We start from the raw sequence: 17,064 nt of genomic DNA, 5'->3' as shown, positions 1-17,064 counted from the left end.
TGAAAATTCGGATCTCTTGCATTCATCACTGATCGGGTTCGCACTAGGCTGAGGTCTTGGCTGAAACGGATACAGAACCAATGCAGAGTGCGGATCAGATATGGGCGTCCATCAAAGCGTCGCTTCACGAGAAGAATTGTCTGGATGAAGTGCAGTTGCGGCCGGGAGCTTCCGAAAGCGAGTTGGTTGAACTGGAAGCTCAGCTTGGAGTCGCTTTGCCAGATCTGCTCAGGCAGCTGCTGATGATTCACGACGGGCAGGATGGGGCCGGGCTTCTGTTCGGCACTCAGATGCTCTCGTCCATGGAGGTCAGACGGCAGTGGCAGGGTTGGCGTGAGATCGAGGCCGACGGCATGAACGAGGACTGCGCGGAGTTCATGAAGTCCAGTCCTGCGGGGGGGGGTGAAGCCGATGTATACCAATGCGCGTTGGATACCGCTGACTCACGATGGTGGCGGCAATCACATGGGATTGGATTTCGACCCCGACATTGACGGTGCTGAAGGACAGATGATTGCCTTTGGTGCGGATGAAGACACCAAGTACCTTCTTGCTCCCACTTTCGCTGACTTCGCTGAGAAGGCTGTGGAGTGGATCACTCAGGCAAGCTGGGATGGTGAGAATCTCGAGTCGTCAACTTATGACGGCTTCGCTCCCCCGGCCATTCTCCGTACTGCTGGAGGGGCGTAGTTGGGAGCGCCGTTCTGACAGGTAGTGCGCCGCTTGGGTTCCGGTTGACCGGGCTGGTCGCGATCGTTCCGTTATTCCTGCGCTACCATCTTGATTCCACGAGCAGGAATCTCATCCATGCCCCCCGTCCTTGCCCGCACGACCGTGTGCGTTGCACTGCTGGCCACCCCGATGCTGGCGCTGGCGCAGGGCTCGATCCTGCCGCAGCAGCGTGACGCTGCGGGCAACGTGATGGAGCCATTGGGGCAGGTGCTGATCGCCCATGAGACGGGGCCGGCGGGGCTCTATGACTGCACGCGGGACGGCAACTGGTGCGTGCGCGTGCAGCCGGTTGCCAAAGATAGTGATCGGCCGACCGTGCTGGAAGTACTTGAGAAGGAACCGGGCCAGGGCACGCCACACACCTACCACGTCAGCATCGACGTGCCGCAGGAAAGCGAGCTGTCGCTGTGGCCGTGGATCGTGCGGCTGGCACCTGGCGTGGGCAGCGATGAACCGGTGACCGACCCGCAGCAGCGCGCCCGCCAGAATGTGCTGGTGGGTGGCATCGTCACGTTCAGCGCCATGTACTCCGGTGGAGGTGCCGACGCGTCCACGCTGCAACTGGCACGCGTGCGCCACCTGCAGGACGACATCCAGGTGGACGACGACGTGTTGACCGTGCCATGGCTGGGCAATGCGATGATCCGCGCCTGTTTCAGCGAACAGGACATCAAGCAGCGCGCAGGTGCCTGCCATGACGAATACGGCTTCTCGGCGAAGCTGGCGCTGGATACGGTCGCCGAGGGCATGCCGGTGCTGCGCTACCAGACCGTGGCGACCCGGTTCCCGGCCGGTGTTTCGCGCTTCGAGGATTCGCTGGCCAAGGGGCCGTTGAAGAAGCAGGATCTGCGCACCGAGCAGGACCCGGCGTGCACCTACACGCGGCTGTTCCGCTTCAGCGATGGGGTATTCCACCCCGACCAGGCGCTGCCGGATTGCGCGGGGTATACCGAACCCTGAAATGTAGAGTCGAGCCATGCTCGACTGGTTTTCTGCGCGACCCATCCGAAAACCAGTCGAGCATGGCTCGACTCTACAAAAGCCTGCTGCCGCGCTTACTCGCAGCGGGTGGACGTGATGATGTTGTCCTTGTCCACGAACACGCGCAGGCGGTCCGGGCGGATGTCCTTGGTGGTGATGGTGCTGGGGCCGATCGGGTTGACCAGGCCGGCACCGCTCTCGCGGGACAGGCGGCGGATGTTGGGCTCGTTGGCCGGCTGGCCGATCGCCCAGCCCAGCTGGCTGGCGTCGCAGCGGCCACTGCCTTTGACTTCCGGGCCAGGGGTGCTGACGCAGGCCGACAGCAGCAGGGCGGAGGCCGGCAGCAACAGGGACAGACGGAATGCAGACATGTGAGCGCTCCTGCGCAGGGGACGATGGCGGGAACGATAGCACCGAGCGTGCGAAAGGCGTCAGCGCCCCGGTCATTGCCGGCACAGCGTGGTCATTGCATAGTGGGAGGAATAGCTGGCAGTACGCCAGCGGGCAGGCCGGGCCTTTCCGGCGCAGGTGTTGGATACGGTATGACGGCAGGCAGTTTCCGCGGCAAGGACAAGACAATGACGGCCCTGATGTTGTCGTTGCTGGGCGTGGCGTTTGCCGCCTCCGCTGCCGATCCGGAACCCGAGCAGGTCCAATCCCCGGTATTCGGCGCCTGGCGCAACCTGCAGACCGAATCCGGCTACGCGCCGGCGCAGCGTAACCTGGCCTTCGCCATGCTGCCGCAGGCGGCCACCCGCGGCGACCGTTTCGCCATCCTCGACCGCGAGGGCAAGCGGGCGGTGTGCTGCCTGCAGGTGGCCAGCCCCTCGCTGGGCGTCGCTGCGCTGCGCGGGGAGTACCACCTGCCGCAGGCCTGGGTGACGGACCTGAGCAATGGCCGTAGCCCTGCACGACCCTATGTGCCGCACGTCTATGCGATGCAGCGGGTGGACGAGCTGGCCGACTACAGCTTCGCCGATGTACCTGGCGCCTACAGCGACCTGGGCGGTCTGCTGATTCCGGAAGGTGCCGCGCTGGAGGCCGACGGCAGTGCCGTGCGCCTGGGGGACAGCCGCTACCCGCTGCATTTCCAGCGCCAGCCGCACGCCGATGACGATGGCGCGCTGGACCGCTACAGCCTGCAGGCCGGCGAGGGTGCCGCCCCGATCGTGGTTGAAGTGCCGTTCGGCACCTACTGATTGCAGCGTTGCACTGGCTAGAATGCAGCGCGGCGCTGTCTGCCGTGCCTGCTCCGTGAGTCGTGCCGTGTCCTTGCGCCCCTTCCTGCTGTCGTCCCTGCTGCTGTTGTCTGCCTGTGCCAGCGCGCCTCCGCCGCCGGCCCATTCCGATGCATTGTGGCGATTGATTGAACGTGACTGCCAGGGCGCCGAAGGCCCGCGTGGCGATTGCCTGCGGGTGGAGACGGCAGCAGACCGCCGCGATGTGCTGGTCAAGGACGCGCACGGCGACTACCAGTTCCTGCTGATGCCGCTGGACAAGGTCAGCGGCATCGAGAGCCGCAGCCTGTACCAGCGTGGTGCACCCAACTACTTCGGCGCGGCCTGGCTGGCCCGCACCCACACCGAACGGGCGCTGGGCCAACCGCTGCCGCGCAACGTCGCCAGCCTGGCGCTGAATTCACCGCATGGCCGCTCGCAGCACCAGCTGCATATTCACGTGGATTGCCTGCGTGCCGACGTGCTGCAGGCGCTGGACACGCATGCTGCCGCTCTGGGCAGCCAGTGGACACCGCTGCCGGTGCTGCTGCGCGGCCATCAGTACCAGGCACGCCTGCTGCCGGGCGCAGAACTGACCGCCAATCCGCTCAATCTGCTGGCCTACGACCTCGCAGGCGTGGACGACGTCGGCCAGTGGAGCCTGGTTGTGGCGGGCCGGGACGCCGTGCAGGGCGGCCCGGGCTTCATCCTGCTGGCCACCCGTGTGGACGCGGGCACCGGCAACGAGGCCAGCGCCGAAGAGCTGCAGGACCACGCCTGCTCGGTGCTGACCGGTGCCGGCAACGCGCTGGAGCGGGTGCGCTAGTCCAGCATCCTGTGCTTGCTCCGCCACATGGGTGCGGTCAGCGCCAGCAGCTGGCGATCCTGCCAGCCATCCAGATCCAGATGATGGTCGCGCAGCAGGCCTTCCTGCTCGAAGCCGAAGGCCCGCAGCGCGGTGGCGAACGGATCACTGCAGTCCGGTGGCAGCATCACGAACAGGCGATGCAGGCCGACGTCCTCGAACAGGAACGGGCACAGTGCACGCAGCGCGGCATCGGAATGCGGGTGCCAATGCTGCAGCGACAGCAGTTCGGCGCTGCGCGCGTGTAGTGATTGCAGCCGTACGTGCAGCTGGTCCAGTACGTTGCCGTGCTCGTCATCGAACACCCCCAGCAGCAGCTGGTCGTTGTCCTGTTCCAGGCGTGAGCGATGCATGTGGGCGAGGAAGCGCGCTTCCTCATCGATGACGGACGGATCGCGGCGGCCGCGCCGGCGGCGGTCATCGAACAGGCGCCAGCGCGGCAGGTCGGCACGCTGGAAAGGGCGCAGGGTGACCGGTGCGGCCTGCAGCTGCAGCAGGTGACGGCGCAGCACCGGGCGCAATGGGGGAAGGAGGGAGGTGGGGTACGGGGTCATCATCCCCGGCACGATGGCCGTGCCTGCAGCCCTGCACCATTCAAAACATTGCAAAAGTGTGGTGGATGGCACTGCGGGTCTGATTCGGTTCAGGCATAAGGCCATCAGGCCTGGTCATTTCCGTTGAAACCCCCCATTCAGGACACTTTCGTTACGGGATCGTTATGCGCCGTACAGGCCGCTGCCCCCGTACCACCACCCGCCCAACTCCCCAGGAAGCCCATGTCCGCCTCCCACAAGGCGCTGCGCCCGCGTCCGCTGGTGCTCGCACTGTCGTCCCTGATGCTGGTCTCGATGCCGGCCTTCGCGCAGGAAAGCGCACCCACCACATTGCAGGAAGTGAAGGTCACCGGCTCGCGCATTCCACGCGCCAGTGTCGAGGGCCCGTCGCCGGTGACGGTGATCAGCCGCGAGCAGATCGATGCGCAGGGCTACCGCAATGCCTTCGACGCACTGAGCGCGCTGACCGAGAACACCGGCAACGTACAGGGCGAGGACTTCGGCAACACCTTCACCCCGGCCGCCAACACCATCAACCTGCGCGGGCTGGGCCCGAACCGCACGCTGGTGCTGGTCAACGGCCGCCGCCAGGCCGACTACCCGCTGGCCTACGAAGGGTCGGTGAACGTGGTCAACCTGGCCAACATTCCCAGTGCGCTGATCGAGCGCATCGAGGTCCTGGCGGCAGGTGCGTCGGCGGTATACGGCTCCGATGCGATCGCCGGCGTGGTCAACATCATCCTCAAGGACCGCTTTGAGGGCGTGGATGTGAACGTGCGCGCCGGTGGCACCCAGCAGGGCGGCGGCGACAACCAGCGCGCGCAGGTGGTCGGTGGTAGTTCCGGCGAGCGTTGGGATGCGCTGTTCGGCTTCGAGTTCGATGTGCGCAAGGCGATCCACGCACGCCAGCGCGATTTCATGGATTCGCTGGATGATGATCCGGCCGGCAAGGCGCCGCAGGCGACCGCGATCGCCTATCGCCGCAATGCCGCCACCGGCCGCAACATCGATCCGGGCGTCAGTGGCTGCGACGGAGCGTCTGACATCTATGGCGGCAGCGTGTTCCGCGCCTTCAACCCTCGCCAGGGCTGGTACTGCGGCAGCAACGAGGCCGCCGCCAGCTACTGGACCGTGCAGACCCAGAAGCGCAACCTCAATGGCTATGGCCTGCTGACCTTCCACGTCAACGAGACCACTGACCTGTTTGCCGATGTCGCCGTGGGCAGCGCGCGGATCTACAACAACACGCGTGCGCCGACCTGGACCTCGGCCCGCAACTACTTCTACAACCAGACCACCGGCAACCTGGAAAGCTGGTACCGCCGCTTCGCGCCGGAGGAAATCGGCGGGCTGCCGCGCAATGCCAACCGCTTCCTGGAAAACTCGTGGTCGTTCAACGTCGGTGCACGTGGCCAGATCGGCGACAGCGGCTGGGACTATGAGGCGGTCTACAGCCGCTCGCGATACGAGAACCGCACCCGCCGCCCGGTGCTGCTGGCCGGCATCAACGAATACCTGCTCGGCCCGAAGCTGGGTGTGCGCAACGGCGTTGAGGTCTATGCGCCGGATCCGGCGCGCCTGTTCCAGCCGTTGACCCCGAACGAATACGAGGCGCTGTCCGACTACCAGGAAAGCCGTAACGCGGCATGGCTGCAGACCTTCAGCGCCAGCGTCAACGGCCGCCTGTTCGCGCTGCCTGGGGGCGATGCGGCGTTGGCAGCGGTGGTCGAGGCCGGCAGCCAGGGCTATCGCAACCGACCGGACCCGCGCCTGGGCAGCGGCGAGTTCTGGAACACCAGTGCAGGCGTCGGCGCCGGTGGCGAGCGTGACCGCTACGCTGCAGGTGTGGAGCTGCAATTGCCGCTGCTGCAGTCGCTGACCACCACCCTGGCCGGTCGTTATGACCAGTACCGTGCCGGTGGCGAGCACATCGGCAAGGCCACCTGGAGTTTCGGCGTCGAGTTCCGTCCGATCGAGAGCCTGCTGATCCGTGGTACGGCGGCGACCAGCTTCCGTGCGCCGGACATGAACTACGTGTTTGCCACCGAAACCCGCGGCTACAACCCGGGCATGACCGATTACTGGCGCTGCCGCACTGCGGGCCAGTCGTACGACAACTGCGACTACAACGGCCTGTCGATTGATTACAGCAACCGCGCCAATGCGCAGCTGCAGCCGGAATCGGCCAAGTCGTATGGTTTCGGCGTGGTCTGGTCGCCGCTGTCCGGCCTGGATTTCAGCGCTGACTACTACGACATCCGCATCGACAACGAAGTGACCAGCCTCGATACCAGCCGCATCCTGCGTGATGAGGCCGATTGCCGCCTGGGCCGGACGCTGGGCGGCGAAGCGCGCGATATCGGTTCGCCGCTGTGCCAGGACGCGCTGTCGCGGGTGATCCGCAATCCGTCCAATGCCACGGTGCAGCCGGACCAGGTGACCCGTGTGCTGATCAATCCGATCAACGCGGCCTCCGAATCGGTTCGCGGCCTGGACCTGAAGGGCAACTGGCGTTTCGATGCCGGCAGCTATGGCCGCTTCACCACGCGCCTGGCCTACACCGTGGTGCTGGAGCACAAATACCGACAGTTCTCCGATGATCCGGAGCGTGACATCCGCAATTCGCTGGATGACTACCAGTGGCGCAGCAAGGCCAACGGCAGCATCACCTGGAACCAGGGTGACTGGACCACCACGCTGTACGGCAACCGCTTCGGCTCGCTGCCGAAGACCGATGGCAGTGGCCGCATCGCGCCGTACATGACGTACAACGCCAGCGTGTTCCGCCAGTTCGGCGAGAACCTGTCGGTGGGTGTGATCGTCAACAACCTGCGTGACAGCCGCCCGCCGGCGGACAAGAACGGTGGCGGCTGGCCGTTCTACCCGGTCGGCAACTACGACCCGTATGGCCGCCAGTACTGGGTGCAGCTGGACTACCGGTTCCGCTGATCCCGCAGGCGAACGAAAGGCCCAGCATTGCTGGGCTTTTCTTTGTGCAGTGCACCCGTGTTGCCGCTGCGCGCGTGGCATGCTGTGGCGCTACCCGGAGGAGGATGCGCATGGATGTCAGGGTGTGGAGTGTGATTGCAGTGGTGGCCATTGCAGGTTGCAGTGGCAGGCAGGCGGCCAGCGTGGAGGATGCCGCGGAGGTGGCCAATGCCGCGCCTGCGCAGTCTCACGCGCAGCCAGCGGAGCACGCTGGGCCATCGCGCGCGGCAACGGCATCGAGTGCCACGACGGCTGCCGCTGGGCTCGCGCAACCGGAGGGGCACTTCCTCGAGGGCGAGCGCATGCTGCTGAGCGAGGGTGCGGTGTCCGTGCAGAAGAGCGAGGCGCTGCTGGGTTCCGACAAGGCTTTCGCGCAGGCGATCAGCCAGTTCGAGCGCGATGCGGCTGGCCACCCGGAAGTGCAGGACCTGACCCGGCTCTACAGGACGGCCGCGACCCGGCTCATCGGCAGCGACGGCACGCTGGTGTCTTTCGCCTGTGGCTACAGCCTGTGTGTTGGCGAGATCCGAAGCCGTACCGATGAGGATTTCAGTGCCTGGTCCGAGGCGATCGGCACGGACAAGGCGGCCCCGGTCTACAGTCTGACCACGGCGCCGATGACATGGGGCAGGGACCAGCGTGGTGGGCGCTTCGTGTTCTCGGTGGATCCTGCAGCCAACGCCATCACTGGCCCGTAGCCGGCGGATGCCCGGCGCCGCGGCGCGTTACGGAAGCGCCTGCTGCAGGTACGACTCGATGACGTAGCTGAAAGGCTGCTGCTGGCGGTCGCGCAGCAGGGCACGCACTTCCAGGATCACGCCGTGATCGCCTTCGCCCCGCGGCGGCCAGAACGTCTGGTCAGCCAGGGTCTGGCGCTGGAAGCCGAGCGGGCCGACCACGCGACCGAACGGTTCGTCGGTGCTGTCCAGCACCTGGTTCATGGCCGGGCTGAGGTGACCAGGCAGGTACCAGTTGTCGGCCTCGGACAGCACGCGGCTGCCGCAGACCAGCTGCACGCGGCGATAGCGCAGGTCGGTACCCGGCTTCACGCCCAGCGCCTGCAGCACGTCGGCGGGGGCAGGCTTGTCCTGGCCGTGTATGCGCACGGCGCGCACCCGCGCCTGTTCGGCCAGGCCGTGCTCGGCGCACCAGTGTTCCAGCGTGGCGGTGGCGCTCTGCCCGGACAGCACGCGCTGGTGCAGGCGCTCGACCAGCGCAGCCGGGGCGATCCGCTGCTGGCCCGGCGGCGACTGCAGCGGCGCAGCGGCCGCAGCATCAGTGGCGGACAGGCTGGCGATCGGAGCGGCGGCAAGCAGGGACGCGGCCTGCCAGCGGCGGAGACGATCGTGGCGGTCGGACGGGCCCATGTGGCATCACAGCGGAAACAGGCGCCCATGTTACCCGTTCAGGGGTGTGCACGGCGTGGCTGCGACCGGTTGTCGCAGGGGGAATCATCGTTCTGGTGAATGCGTGCCATCCAGATATTTCGTTGGCCGATGGCTGCGGCGAGGCGCACGATGGCGCCATTCTTGGCATTTCGGGAGTTCCCGATGACCCTCCAGTTCATCCACGGCGGTGTCGACCGCGACGGCGCGCAACTGCATTTCCACATCCGTGATGGCCGCATCAGCGGGCTCAACGGCCATGCCACGCCCGACGATGGGGCGGAATGCGTCGATCTGAAGGGCTTCTCGGTGCTGCCCGGGCTGGTCGACGGCCACATTCACCTCGACAAGAGCTTCGTCGGTGACCGTTGGCACCCGCATCAGCCAGTGAACAGCCTGCGTGAGCGGCTGGCGGTGGAAAAGGCGGCAGTGGCGGCTGCGGCGCCGATGGTCGATCGCGCCGAGGCGCTGATTCGCCAGTGCAGCGGCTTCGGCACAGTGGCGATGCGCTGTCATGTTGATATCGATGGCAGCACCGGCCTGGGCCACCTGGAAGCGGTGCGCGAGGCCGCGCTGCGCTGCGCCGGCATCATGCGCATCCAGCTGGTGGCGTTTCCGCAGGCCGGGGTGATGTCCTGTCCCGGCACCGCCGCCGTACTGGAGCAGGCGCTTGCCGCGGGCGTGGAGGTGCTCGGCGGCATCGACCCGACCACGCTCGATGGTGATGCCGAAGGCCAGCTGGCGCTGCTGTTCGGCCTGGCCGAGCGTTACGGCGTGCAGCTGGACATCCATCTGCACGAGCCCGGCGAAACCGGCCTGGCCCAGCTGCTGCGCATCGCAGCGCGGACGCGGGCCGCCGGCCTGCAGGGAAGGGTGGCGGTCAGTCATGCTTATTCGCTGGGCGAGGTGCCGCTGGCACGCGCGCTGCAGGTGGGCGAGGCGCTGGCGACGGCGGGTGTGGCGATCATGAGCAACGCGCCGGGCGATCATCCATTCCCGCCGCTGCGCGCGCTGCATGATGCCGGTGTGCGCGTGTTCGCGGGCAACGACAACATCCGTGACTGCTGGTGGCCGTATGGCAACGGCGATCTGTTGCAGCGGGCGATGCTGCTGGGCTACCGCTCCGGCTTCCATACCGATGCCGACCTGATGCTGGCGCTGGACATGGTGACCACCCATGCCGCGCAGGTGATCGGGCTGCCGCAGTACGGTCTTGTGGAAGGGCATCCGGCCACTTTCGTGGCGGTGCGTGCCGACCACGGCCCGGCCGCTGTGGCCGGGGTGCCGGTGGAGCGCCGCGTGGTAGTTGATGGCCGTTGGCTGTAGATCCACGTCATGGCGTGGATGGCACCATCGCGTGGTCTCAATCATCCACGCATGGCGTGGATCTACCAATCAGGCGTAATCGTCGGCGCGGGTGGCGACAAATTCCTCAAGCCACGCCAGCAGATGGGCGATGTCGATGATCTCGCCCTGCTCGACGCGCTTGAGCAGCAGCGTGCTGGCGCCGATCTGCAGGCTGCTGTCGGCATAGCGCAGCACCGCGTCGATGCCCCAGGCATCGGTCACCTGCATCCAGGCCAGGCCCGGCACGCGCTGGGCCAGGGTGTCACCGAACGCCACGCCCAGTGCTTCCCAGCCATCGCAGTCGTCGCGGTCGATCAGCTCGGCATCGACCACGCGCTGCAGCGTGGTGGCCGCCAGCGGCCACTGCACCGGCAACGTCGGAAAGCCGGCGGCCACGCGCGCAGCGATCAGCAAGCGCTGGTGCTGCAGATGCGTCTGCAGTGCAGCGGGCAGGGGATCGAAGCGGGTGGGGATTTCATCGGACATGGCGAGGCGCCGTGGGGCACGGAAACTAGGGCGACTGTAGCCTGCGATGTAGTGCCTTGGTGCGGCAGGTCTGATCAGATATCGATGATCAGTGCGCGAACTGTGATTGCTTCCGCATGCGCAGCATCAATGTGCGAATACGTCATTCTGCGCGATTCAATCGTTCTCTCATGGGCTCAGCCGGACTTGCGCGCTTGCTGGATGACGAACTCCTCCAGAGCTTCAAGCAGATGGTTGATCTCGATGGTCTTGCCTTCTTCGACGCGTTTGATCAACAGGGTGCCGGCGCTGACCATGATATTGGCGTCGCCATAGCGGAGAACCGCATCGACGCCCCAGGCATCGGTTACCTGGGCCCAGGCAAGTTCCGGTACACGCTGTGCTAGACAGTCACCGAATGCGACCCCTAGTGCTTCCCAACCGTCACAATCATCGCGATCGATCAGTTCTGCATCGACTACGCGTTGCAGCGTGCTCGGCAGCAGCGGCCATTGAACAGGAACGGTGGGGAACGCAGATGCGACGAGGGCAGCAACCTGTGCACGCTGCTGCTGCATGTGCGCGATGAGTGCAGGTGGCAGCGGATCGAACCGCATGTCGGCTTCGTCCTTCGGAGCAGGGGTCAAAGTAACCTGGTACGTGCTGGTCATAGGCGGGGTAATCCGGAGAAGGGCGTTCACCACCCTATCGCCCAGACTTTGGGTACGCCATCAGTGGGCCGTTTGCGACAAGCATGTATTTGCTGGCGCACCAGTGCCCTTTTCGATGCCGGATGCTCGTTTCCATCCACGCATGGCGTGGATCTACCGTGGTCAATCCGGTTCGCGCTGCACCTGCCGCCACAGTTCGCTGGCCAGCGCTCGCACGGCATCATCGGCATCGGAGCGATGCAGCAGGCCGATCTCGTAATTGTCGATCACCGGCAGCTCGCGCTCGCCATCGATGATGCGGTGTTCGCGGGTGACCGCGCGGCGCGGCAGCAGGCTGATGCCGATGCCATCGGCCACCGCACCCTGGATGCCACTCAGCGACGAACTGGTGAAGGCGATGCGCCAGCGCAGGCCCAGCGCTTCCACGGCGTGGATCATCTCGTCGCGGTACAGCCCGCGTGGCGGGAAGGTGACCAGCGGCAGCGGGTCCAGCTGCAGGCAGCTGCTGCGCAGGCTGTCGATCCAGTGCATCGGCTCGCGCCGGCAATGCACCGCCTGGCGGCTGTTGCGGCGTTGCTTGACCAGCACCAGGTCCAGCTCGCCGTGGTCGAAGCCCTGCGCGAGGTCACGGCTGAGGCCGCTGCTGATCTCCAGCTTCACCTGCGGGTGGCGACGGCTGAAAGCGGCCAGCATGCGTGTGGTCTGCGCGTTGACGAAGTCCTCGGGCACACCGATGCGCACCGCGGTTTCCACGGTGGCGCCGGCCAGCGCCTGTGCCATTTCCTCGTTCAGGTCGAGCATGCGCCGCGCGTAGCCGAGCAGGGTGTGGCCGGCATCGGTGGGGTGTACGTCGCGGTGGCCGCGTTCGAGCAGGCGATGCCCGGCCAGTTCCTCCAGCCGGCGCACCTTCTGACTGACCGTGGACTGGGTCGAATGCAGGCGCGTGGCCGCAGTGGTGAAGCTGCCGCAGTCGGCCACCATCACCAGCGCCCGCAGCAGGTCCAGTTCGAACAGGGTTCTATTCGATTTGGCACTGTCTTGCATTTGAACATTTCACTTCTGGATACCAATGCCGACTTCTACCATGCAGGGCAGGGGCCGGCAATGCCCGGCTGTTGCTACCGTCGCACGGCGTTCCGTGGCGACGGTCATGAGGAGACACCGTCATGCGCGTCCATCGTTCCCCTGGCTGGCCTGCGCCGTTCGCGCGCGTGCTGCTGTTGTTCCTGCTGGCCATGGTCTCCCCGGCCTGCACCGCAACGTCCAAAGCCGACGTCGATGGCCGCCTGCGCGATGCTGCCAGCCGCGGCGATGCCGATGCGGTGCGACAGGCGATCGAGGATGGCGCCACGCTGGAGGCGCGTGATGGCCAGGGCCGTACCGCGCTGCTGCTGGCCACGCATGGCAACAATGTAGACGCCGCGCGTGAACTGATCGAAGCCGGCGCCGACGTCAATGCCAAGGACGCCATGCAGGACAGCGCCTACCTGTACGCCGGCGCGCGTGGACTGGACGAGATCCTGGCGATGACCCTGGCGCATGGCGCCGACCTGCGCAGCACCAACCGCTACGGCGGCACCGCCTTGATTCCCGCCGCCGAGCGCGGCCACGTCGCCACCGTGCGCACGCTGCTGCGTGCCGGCGTCGCTGTAGACCATGTCAACCGCCTGCACTGGACCGCGCTGCTGGAAGCGATCCTGCTCGGTGACGGCGGCGCGCGCCACGTGCAGATCGTGCAGCTGCTGCTGGAGGCCGGCGCCGACCCCGAGCTGGCCGACGGCGACGGTGTGACGCCGCTGGCGCACGCGCGCCAGCGCGGCTATACCGGAATTGAAACCCTGCTGCGCCAGCACGGCGCGGTGCGCTGAAGACTGTTCCCTTCCACCCCGCACGCTGGTCGTGCCCATCAGGATGCTGTCCATGTTCCGTTCCCGTCCGTTGTCCCTTGCCATCCTCCTTGCAGTGGCCCCGCTGTCGGCGTCTGCTGCCGAGCGCGCCGACCTGCTGATCCGCAATGCCACCGTGGTCGATGTCGAGCACGCCAGCACCCTGGCCGGACAGAGCGTGGTGATCCGTGGCGAGGATATCGTGGCCGTCGGCCCGGACGCGCAGCTGCGCAGCCAATGGAGCGTGGCCCGCCAGATCGATGCCAAGGGCAAGTACCTGATTCCGGGGCTGTGGGACATGCACGTGCACTTCGGTGGTGGCCCGGCGCTGATCGAAGAGAACAAGGCGCTGCTGCCGCTATATATCGCGCACGGCATCACCACCGTGCGCGACTGTTCCGGTGACCTGCCCGAGCAGGTGCTGCAGTGGCGCGGCGAGATCGCCAAGGGCACGCTGTTTGGTCCGCGCCTGCTCAGTTCGGGCGCGAAGATCGAAGGCATCAAGCCGGTCTGGAAGGGTACGATCGAAGTGGGCAGCGAGGCCGACGCCGACAAGGCGATCGCCCGCCTGCAGCACGACAAGGTTGATTTCGTGAAGATCACCGACAGCACGCTGAAGCCGGAGCTGTTCCTGTACTCGGCCAGTGCTGCGCGCAAGGCCGGCTTCAAGGCCTCGGGGCATATTCCGATGGCACTGACCGTGGAGCAGGCGGTCGATGCGGGCCTGGCCTCGATCGAGCATCTGGACTACGCATTCAAGGCCGGCAGCAAGGACGAAGCGCAGATCGCCGCCGACTTCGGTGCCGGTCGCATCGACCGCGCCGAAGCCAACCGCCGCCTCGACGCCAGCTTCGATCGTGACACGGCGATGCACGCCTACCGCGATTTCGCCAAGCGCGGCGTGTTCGTGACCCCGACCCTCAACGGTGGCCGCATCCTCGATTTCCTTGACCAGGATGACCACGCCAACGATCCGTACCTGGCCTACATCGGCCCTGGCCTGCGCGAGACCTACCAGTGGCGCGTGGACCGCGCGGCGAAGGCCACGCCGGCACAGATCGAAGCGCGTCACGCGCAGTACCACCAGGTCGCGGCGGTGCTGCCGATGCTGCAGGAAGCCGGTGTGACGATCATTGCGGGCACCGATGCGGGCTTCCTCAACTCGTTCAACTTCCCGGGCATCGCCCTGCATCAGGAACTGCAGTTGTTCGTGAAGGAAGGCTTGAGCGCACCGCAGGCGCTGTCGGCCGCAACCCGTTCCGGCCCGGCCTGGTTCGGCCAGATGGACCGTTACGGGGGTGTCGCGCAGGGCAAGGCCGCCGATCTGGTGCTGCTGACCGCCAACCCGCTGCAGGACATTGCTGCCACCGAAAAGATCGACAGCGTGATCCTGCGCGGCAACGTGTATGACCGCGCCGCGCTGGACAAGATGCTGGCCGACACCAAGGCCAGGGTCGCAGCGTGGAATGCCGAGGCGGCCAAGGCCAACTGATTGCGGGGCGGGGCAGAATCCACGCATGGCGTGGATCTACCCGTACCATCAGTAGATCCACGCCATGCGTGGATGATGCGGCCGATGACCTAACGCGGCGCCGGCCGCATTCCATGCAATTGCGGCAGCGCGGCCTTCATCGCATCGATGAAGGCGCGCAGCCGCGGCGGCTGCTGGCGCGCGGCGGGAAACACCACGTGTACCGGCAGTGCCGGCGCCTGCCAGTCCGGCAGCAGCTGCACCAGCCGCCCTTGTGCGAGATCGTCGGCCACCAGCCAGGCCGAGACCACCGCTGCGCCCAGCCCCGCACATGCGGCCTGCTGCACCACGAACAGGTTGTCGCTGAGCAGGCGCGGGCTGATCGACAGCGTATGCGCGCGGCCCTGTGCGTCATGCAGCAGCAGGCGTTCGCGGTAGTAGGTGACCAGCGAGATCCACGGCAGTGTCTGCGCCTGTTCCGGCGTACTGACTGCTGTGGCGTCCACCAACGAGGGCGCTGCCACGACGATGCGCGGCACTTCGGCGAGCGGCAGTGCGACCATGCGCGGTTCGTCGACCGGACCCACCCGCACCGCGCAGTCGATGCCTTCTGCGATGAAATCCGGGCGACGATCTTCAAGGATCCACTCAAGGCTCAGCTGCGGGTGCTGGGCAAGGAACGCGAGCATGGTCGGCAGCAGCTGCGCCTGGCCGAACGCGTGCGGCACCATCACCCGCAGGCGTCCACGCAGCGTTTCCGGTTCGCCGTGCAGTTCGGCCTGTAGCGACTCCCATTCGTCGACCACGCGTTGCGCATGGCGCTGGCAGCGCAGGCCATCCTCGGTCAGCTGCAGGCCGTGGGTGGAGCGCTGCAGAAGGCGCAGGCCTAACTGCCGCTCCAGGGCCTGAAGGCGGCGGCTGACCGTCGGCTGGGTGGTGCCCAGCTGCACGGCCGCAGCAGACAGGCTGCCGGCATCGACGATGCGCAGGAAGGTGCGAAGCAGATCCAGACGATCGGCGCCGGTGGCGAGGTCATTCATGCGCTTTACGTATGAAGTGTATGTGCGGAAGCCTACTACAGACGCCTCGCGAATACCGGCAGGATACGCCCACTTCCCCCACCGGACTCTCCCATGTCTACCCCCTCGCTGTCCGTCGCTGCGGCACCAACGACCGCGCCTTCCACCCCGTTGGTGCTGGCGATGGCGGCCGGCGCCGGCTTCTCGGTCGCCTCGCTGTACTACAGCCAGCCGATGCTGGGCCTGATCGCCCAGGGCCTCGGCGCAGGTGAGCGCGCCGCCGGCCTGGTGCCGACCCTGACCCAGCTCGGCTATGCGCTGGGTATCCTGCTGCTGGCACCGCTGGGCGACCGCTTCGACCGCCGCAACCTCATTCTGCTGAAGTCCGCATTGCTGGCGCTGGCACTGGGCGCCGCAGCGATGGCCGGGCACCTGCCGGGCCTGCTGATGGCCAGCCTGCTGGTCGGGCTGATGGCCACGCTGGCGCAGGACATCGTGCCGGCTGCAGCGGTGCTGGCGCCGGATGTGCAGCGCGGCCAGATCGTCGGCCGGGTGATGACCGGCCTGCTGCTCGGCATCCTGTTGTCACGGGTGGTCAGTGGCGTAGTGGCCGAAGCGTGGGGTTGGCGCACGCAGTTCGTGCTGGCCGCGGTATCAGTGGCGTCGATGGGCGCGGTGATGGCGCGTGCGCTGCCGCGCTTCGCACCGACCAGCACACTGCGCTATCCGGCGTTGTTGGGTTCGTTGCTGGCGTTGTGGCGGGAGCAGCCACAGCTGCGCCGTGCGGTGGCCAGCCAGTCGCTGCTGGCGGTGGGCTTCAGCGCGTTCTGGTCAACCCTCGCGCTGATGCTGCATGCACGGTTGGGGCTGGGTAGTGCCGCAGCGGGTGCATTCGGCATTGCCGGTGCGGCCGGCGCATTGGCCGCGCCGTTTGCGGGTCGATTCGCCGATCGCTTGGGTTGCCACGCCGTGGCGCGGCTGGCGATCGCGGTGGCGCTGCTGGGCTTTGGCCTGCTGTTGACCGAGTCGTGGCTGCCGGCCGCTGCGCTGCTACCGCTGCTGGTGGTGAGCGCGCTGCTGTTCGACTTCGGCTTCCAGTCGGCGCTGGTGGCGCACCAGACGTTGGTCTACGGACTGGTGCCGCCGGCACGCAGCCGGCTCAATGCGTTGCTGTTCACGGGCATGTTCATCGGCATGGCCGCCGGTGGTGCGCTGGGCAGCCTGGCGCTGGCGCAGTGGGGTTGGAACGGCGTGGCCTGGCTGGCGGTGGTGTGCGCGGGTGGCAGCCTGCTGCTGCGTTTGAGGTAAGGATGGTGTTCGGCAGGGCTTGCAGCCCTGCACCTGCTGGAAGCTGGAGCAACAGCAACAGCAACAGCAACAGCAACGGCGGGTTTCCTGTGGGGTGGTGGGGCGGTGTCGGAGTGCGGGGACGCCGCAAGTACGTCCTTGTAGGCTTGGCAGCCGCATGGATGCGGCTGCCAAG

The 17,064-nt window shown here is 66.6% G+C and carries 18 protein-coding genes; 11 read left to right on the top strand and 7 right to left on the bottom strand.

Going from position 1 to position 17,064, the window contains the following annotated elements; genetic code table 11:
* Window positions 1-80: 80 nt before the first annotated feature.
* The 3 genes from ACMZ91_RS13845 to ACMZ91_RS13835 all read left to right on the top strand — a co-directional run bounded on the left by ACMZ91_RS13845 (window position 81) and on the right by ACMZ91_RS13835 (window position 1,692).
* The gene (locus tag ACMZ91_RS13845) at window positions 81-494 is read left to right on the top strand and encodes an SMI1/KNR4 family protein (protein ID WP_258013836.1); all 414 of its coding nucleotides are present in this window, start codon (window positions 81-83) and stop codon (window positions 492-494) included.
* Window positions 412-690 (top strand): SMI1/KNR4 family protein, encoded by a 279-nt coding sequence (locus ACMZ91_RS13840; protein WP_258013837.1) that lies wholly within the window; start codon window positions 412-414, stop codon window positions 688-690. Before ACMZ91_RS13845 ends, ACMZ91_RS13840 begins: the two co-directional genes overlap by 83 nt.
* Window positions 691-807: 117 nt before the next feature.
* Window positions 808-1,692 (top strand): hypothetical protein, encoded by an 885-nt coding sequence (locus ACMZ91_RS13835; RefSeq protein WP_049463093.1) that lies wholly within the window; start codon window positions 808-810, stop codon window positions 1,690-1,692.
* A 95-nt stretch (window positions 1,693-1,787) separates the two neighbouring features.
* Here ACMZ91_RS13835 and ACMZ91_RS13830 read toward each other — a convergent pair whose 3' ends face one another.
* Window positions 1,788-2,084, bottom strand: coding sequence for an I78 family peptidase inhibitor (locus tag ACMZ91_RS13830; RefSeq protein ID WP_006373100.1), 297 nt, complete (start codon window positions 2,082-2,084; stop codon window positions 1,788-1,790).
* Window positions 2,085-2,255: 171 nt separating this feature from the next.
* Here ACMZ91_RS13830 and ACMZ91_RS13825 point away from each other — a divergent pair, with 171 nt between their 5' ends.
* A complete protein-coding gene (locus tag ACMZ91_RS13825; protein WP_049463092.1) occupies window positions 2,256-2,912 on the top strand; it encodes a hypothetical protein in 657 nt (218 codons plus the stop codon).
* Between the two features lie 67 nt (window positions 2,913-2,979).
* Window positions 2,980-3,756: a CDP-diacylglycerol diphosphatase gene (locus tag ACMZ91_RS13820; RefSeq protein ID WP_049463101.1), complete on the top strand. Its 777-nt coding sequence runs from the start codon at window positions 2,980-2,982 to the stop codon at window positions 3,754-3,756.
* Here ACMZ91_RS13820 and ACMZ91_RS13815 read toward each other — a convergent pair.
* Window positions 3,753-4,352, bottom strand: a complete 600-nt coding sequence (locus ACMZ91_RS13815) for a GNAT family N-acetyltransferase (protein ID WP_277778517.1) — start codon at window positions 4,350-4,352, stop codon at window positions 3,753-3,755. The genes ACMZ91_RS13820 and ACMZ91_RS13815 overlap by 4 nt on opposite strands.
* Window positions 4,353-4,571: 219 nt before the next feature.
* On the opposite strand from ACMZ91_RS13815, the gene ACMZ91_RS13810 reads away from it, so the two are divergent.
* Both ACMZ91_RS13810 and ACMZ91_RS13805 read left to right on the top strand, forming a co-directional pair.
* Window positions 4,572-7,298, top strand: coding sequence for a TonB-dependent receptor plug domain-containing protein (locus ACMZ91_RS13810; RefSeq protein WP_414578116.1), 2,727 nt, complete (start codon window positions 4,572-4,574; stop codon window positions 7,296-7,298).
* A gap of 110 nt (window positions 7,299-7,408) precedes the next feature.
* Window positions 7,409-8,035, top strand: coding sequence for a hypothetical protein (locus ACMZ91_RS13805; protein ID WP_049398455.1), 627 nt, complete (start codon window positions 7,409-7,411; stop codon window positions 8,033-8,035).
* Between the two features lie 27 nt (window positions 8,036-8,062).
* On the opposite strand, the gene ACMZ91_RS13800 is transcribed toward ACMZ91_RS13805, so the two are convergent.
* The gene (locus ACMZ91_RS13800) at window positions 8,063-8,704 is read right to left on the bottom strand and encodes a hypothetical protein (RefSeq protein WP_049398456.1); all 642 of its coding nucleotides are present in this window, start codon (window positions 8,702-8,704) and stop codon (window positions 8,063-8,065) included.
* A 183-nt stretch (window positions 8,705-8,887) separates the two neighbouring features.
* On the opposite strand from ACMZ91_RS13800, the gene ACMZ91_RS13795 reads away from it, so the two are divergent.
* Window positions 8,888-10,048 carry an amidohydrolase family protein gene (locus ACMZ91_RS13795; RefSeq protein WP_414578114.1) on the top strand — a complete coding sequence of 387 codons (1,161 nt, stop codon included), beginning with the start codon at window positions 8,888-8,890 and terminating at the stop codon, window positions 10,046-10,048.
* Between the two features lie 69 nt (window positions 10,049-10,117).
* On the opposite strand, the gene ACMZ91_RS13790 is transcribed toward ACMZ91_RS13795, so the two are convergent.
* The 3 genes from ACMZ91_RS13790 to ACMZ91_RS13780 form a co-directional block, all read right to left on the bottom strand.
* Window positions 10,118-10,555: a DUF3806 domain-containing protein gene (locus tag ACMZ91_RS13790; protein WP_257472441.1), complete on the bottom strand. Its 438-nt coding sequence runs from the start codon at window positions 10,553-10,555 to the stop codon at window positions 10,118-10,120.
* 176 nt (window positions 10,556-10,731) lie between these two features.
* On the bottom strand, window positions 10,732-11,205 hold the full coding sequence (locus tag ACMZ91_RS13785; protein ID WP_277778514.1) for a DUF3806 domain-containing protein: 474 nt from the start codon (window positions 11,203-11,205) through the stop codon (window positions 10,732-10,734).
* Window positions 11,206-11,367: 162 nt separating this feature from the next.
* Window positions 11,368-12,249 (bottom strand): LysR substrate-binding domain-containing protein, encoded by an 882-nt coding sequence (locus ACMZ91_RS13780; protein WP_071229107.1) that lies wholly within the window; start codon window positions 12,247-12,249, stop codon window positions 11,368-11,370.
* Between the two features lie 122 nt (window positions 12,250-12,371).
* Here ACMZ91_RS13780 and ACMZ91_RS13775 point away from each other — a divergent pair, with 122 nt between their 5' ends.
* Window positions 12,372-13,073, top strand: coding sequence for an ankyrin repeat domain-containing protein (locus ACMZ91_RS13775; protein ID WP_121503527.1), 702 nt, complete (start codon window positions 12,372-12,374; stop codon window positions 13,071-13,073).
* Between the two features lie 52 nt (window positions 13,074-13,125).
* Window positions 13,126-14,583, top strand: coding sequence for an amidohydrolase family protein (locus ACMZ91_RS13770; protein ID WP_414578111.1), 1,458 nt, complete (start codon window positions 13,126-13,128; stop codon window positions 14,581-14,583).
* Window positions 14,584-14,672: 89 nt separating this feature from the next.
* Here ACMZ91_RS13770 and ACMZ91_RS13765 read toward each other — a convergent pair whose 3' ends face one another.
* Window positions 14,673-15,602 carry a LysR family transcriptional regulator gene (locus ACMZ91_RS13765; RefSeq protein WP_049463083.1) on the bottom strand — a complete coding sequence of 310 codons (930 nt, stop codon included), beginning with the start codon at window positions 15,600-15,602 and terminating at the stop codon, window positions 14,673-14,675.
* A gap of 93 nt (window positions 15,603-15,695) precedes the next feature.
* Here ACMZ91_RS13765 and ACMZ91_RS13760 point away from each other — a divergent pair, with 93 nt between their 5' ends.
* A complete protein-coding gene (locus ACMZ91_RS13760; protein WP_049463082.1) occupies window positions 15,696-16,889 on the top strand; it encodes an MFS transporter in 1,194 nt (397 codons plus the stop codon).
* Window positions 16,890-17,064: the final 175 nt, after the last annotated feature.

The organism is Stenotrophomonas sp. FR024, from assembly GCF_047500745.2.
GTDB classification, from domain to species: Bacteria; Pseudomonadota; Gammaproteobacteria; order Xanthomonadales; family Xanthomonadaceae; genus Stenotrophomonas; species Stenotrophomonas maltophilia_A.
This window is presented reverse-complemented; position numbering and strand designations above follow the sequence as displayed.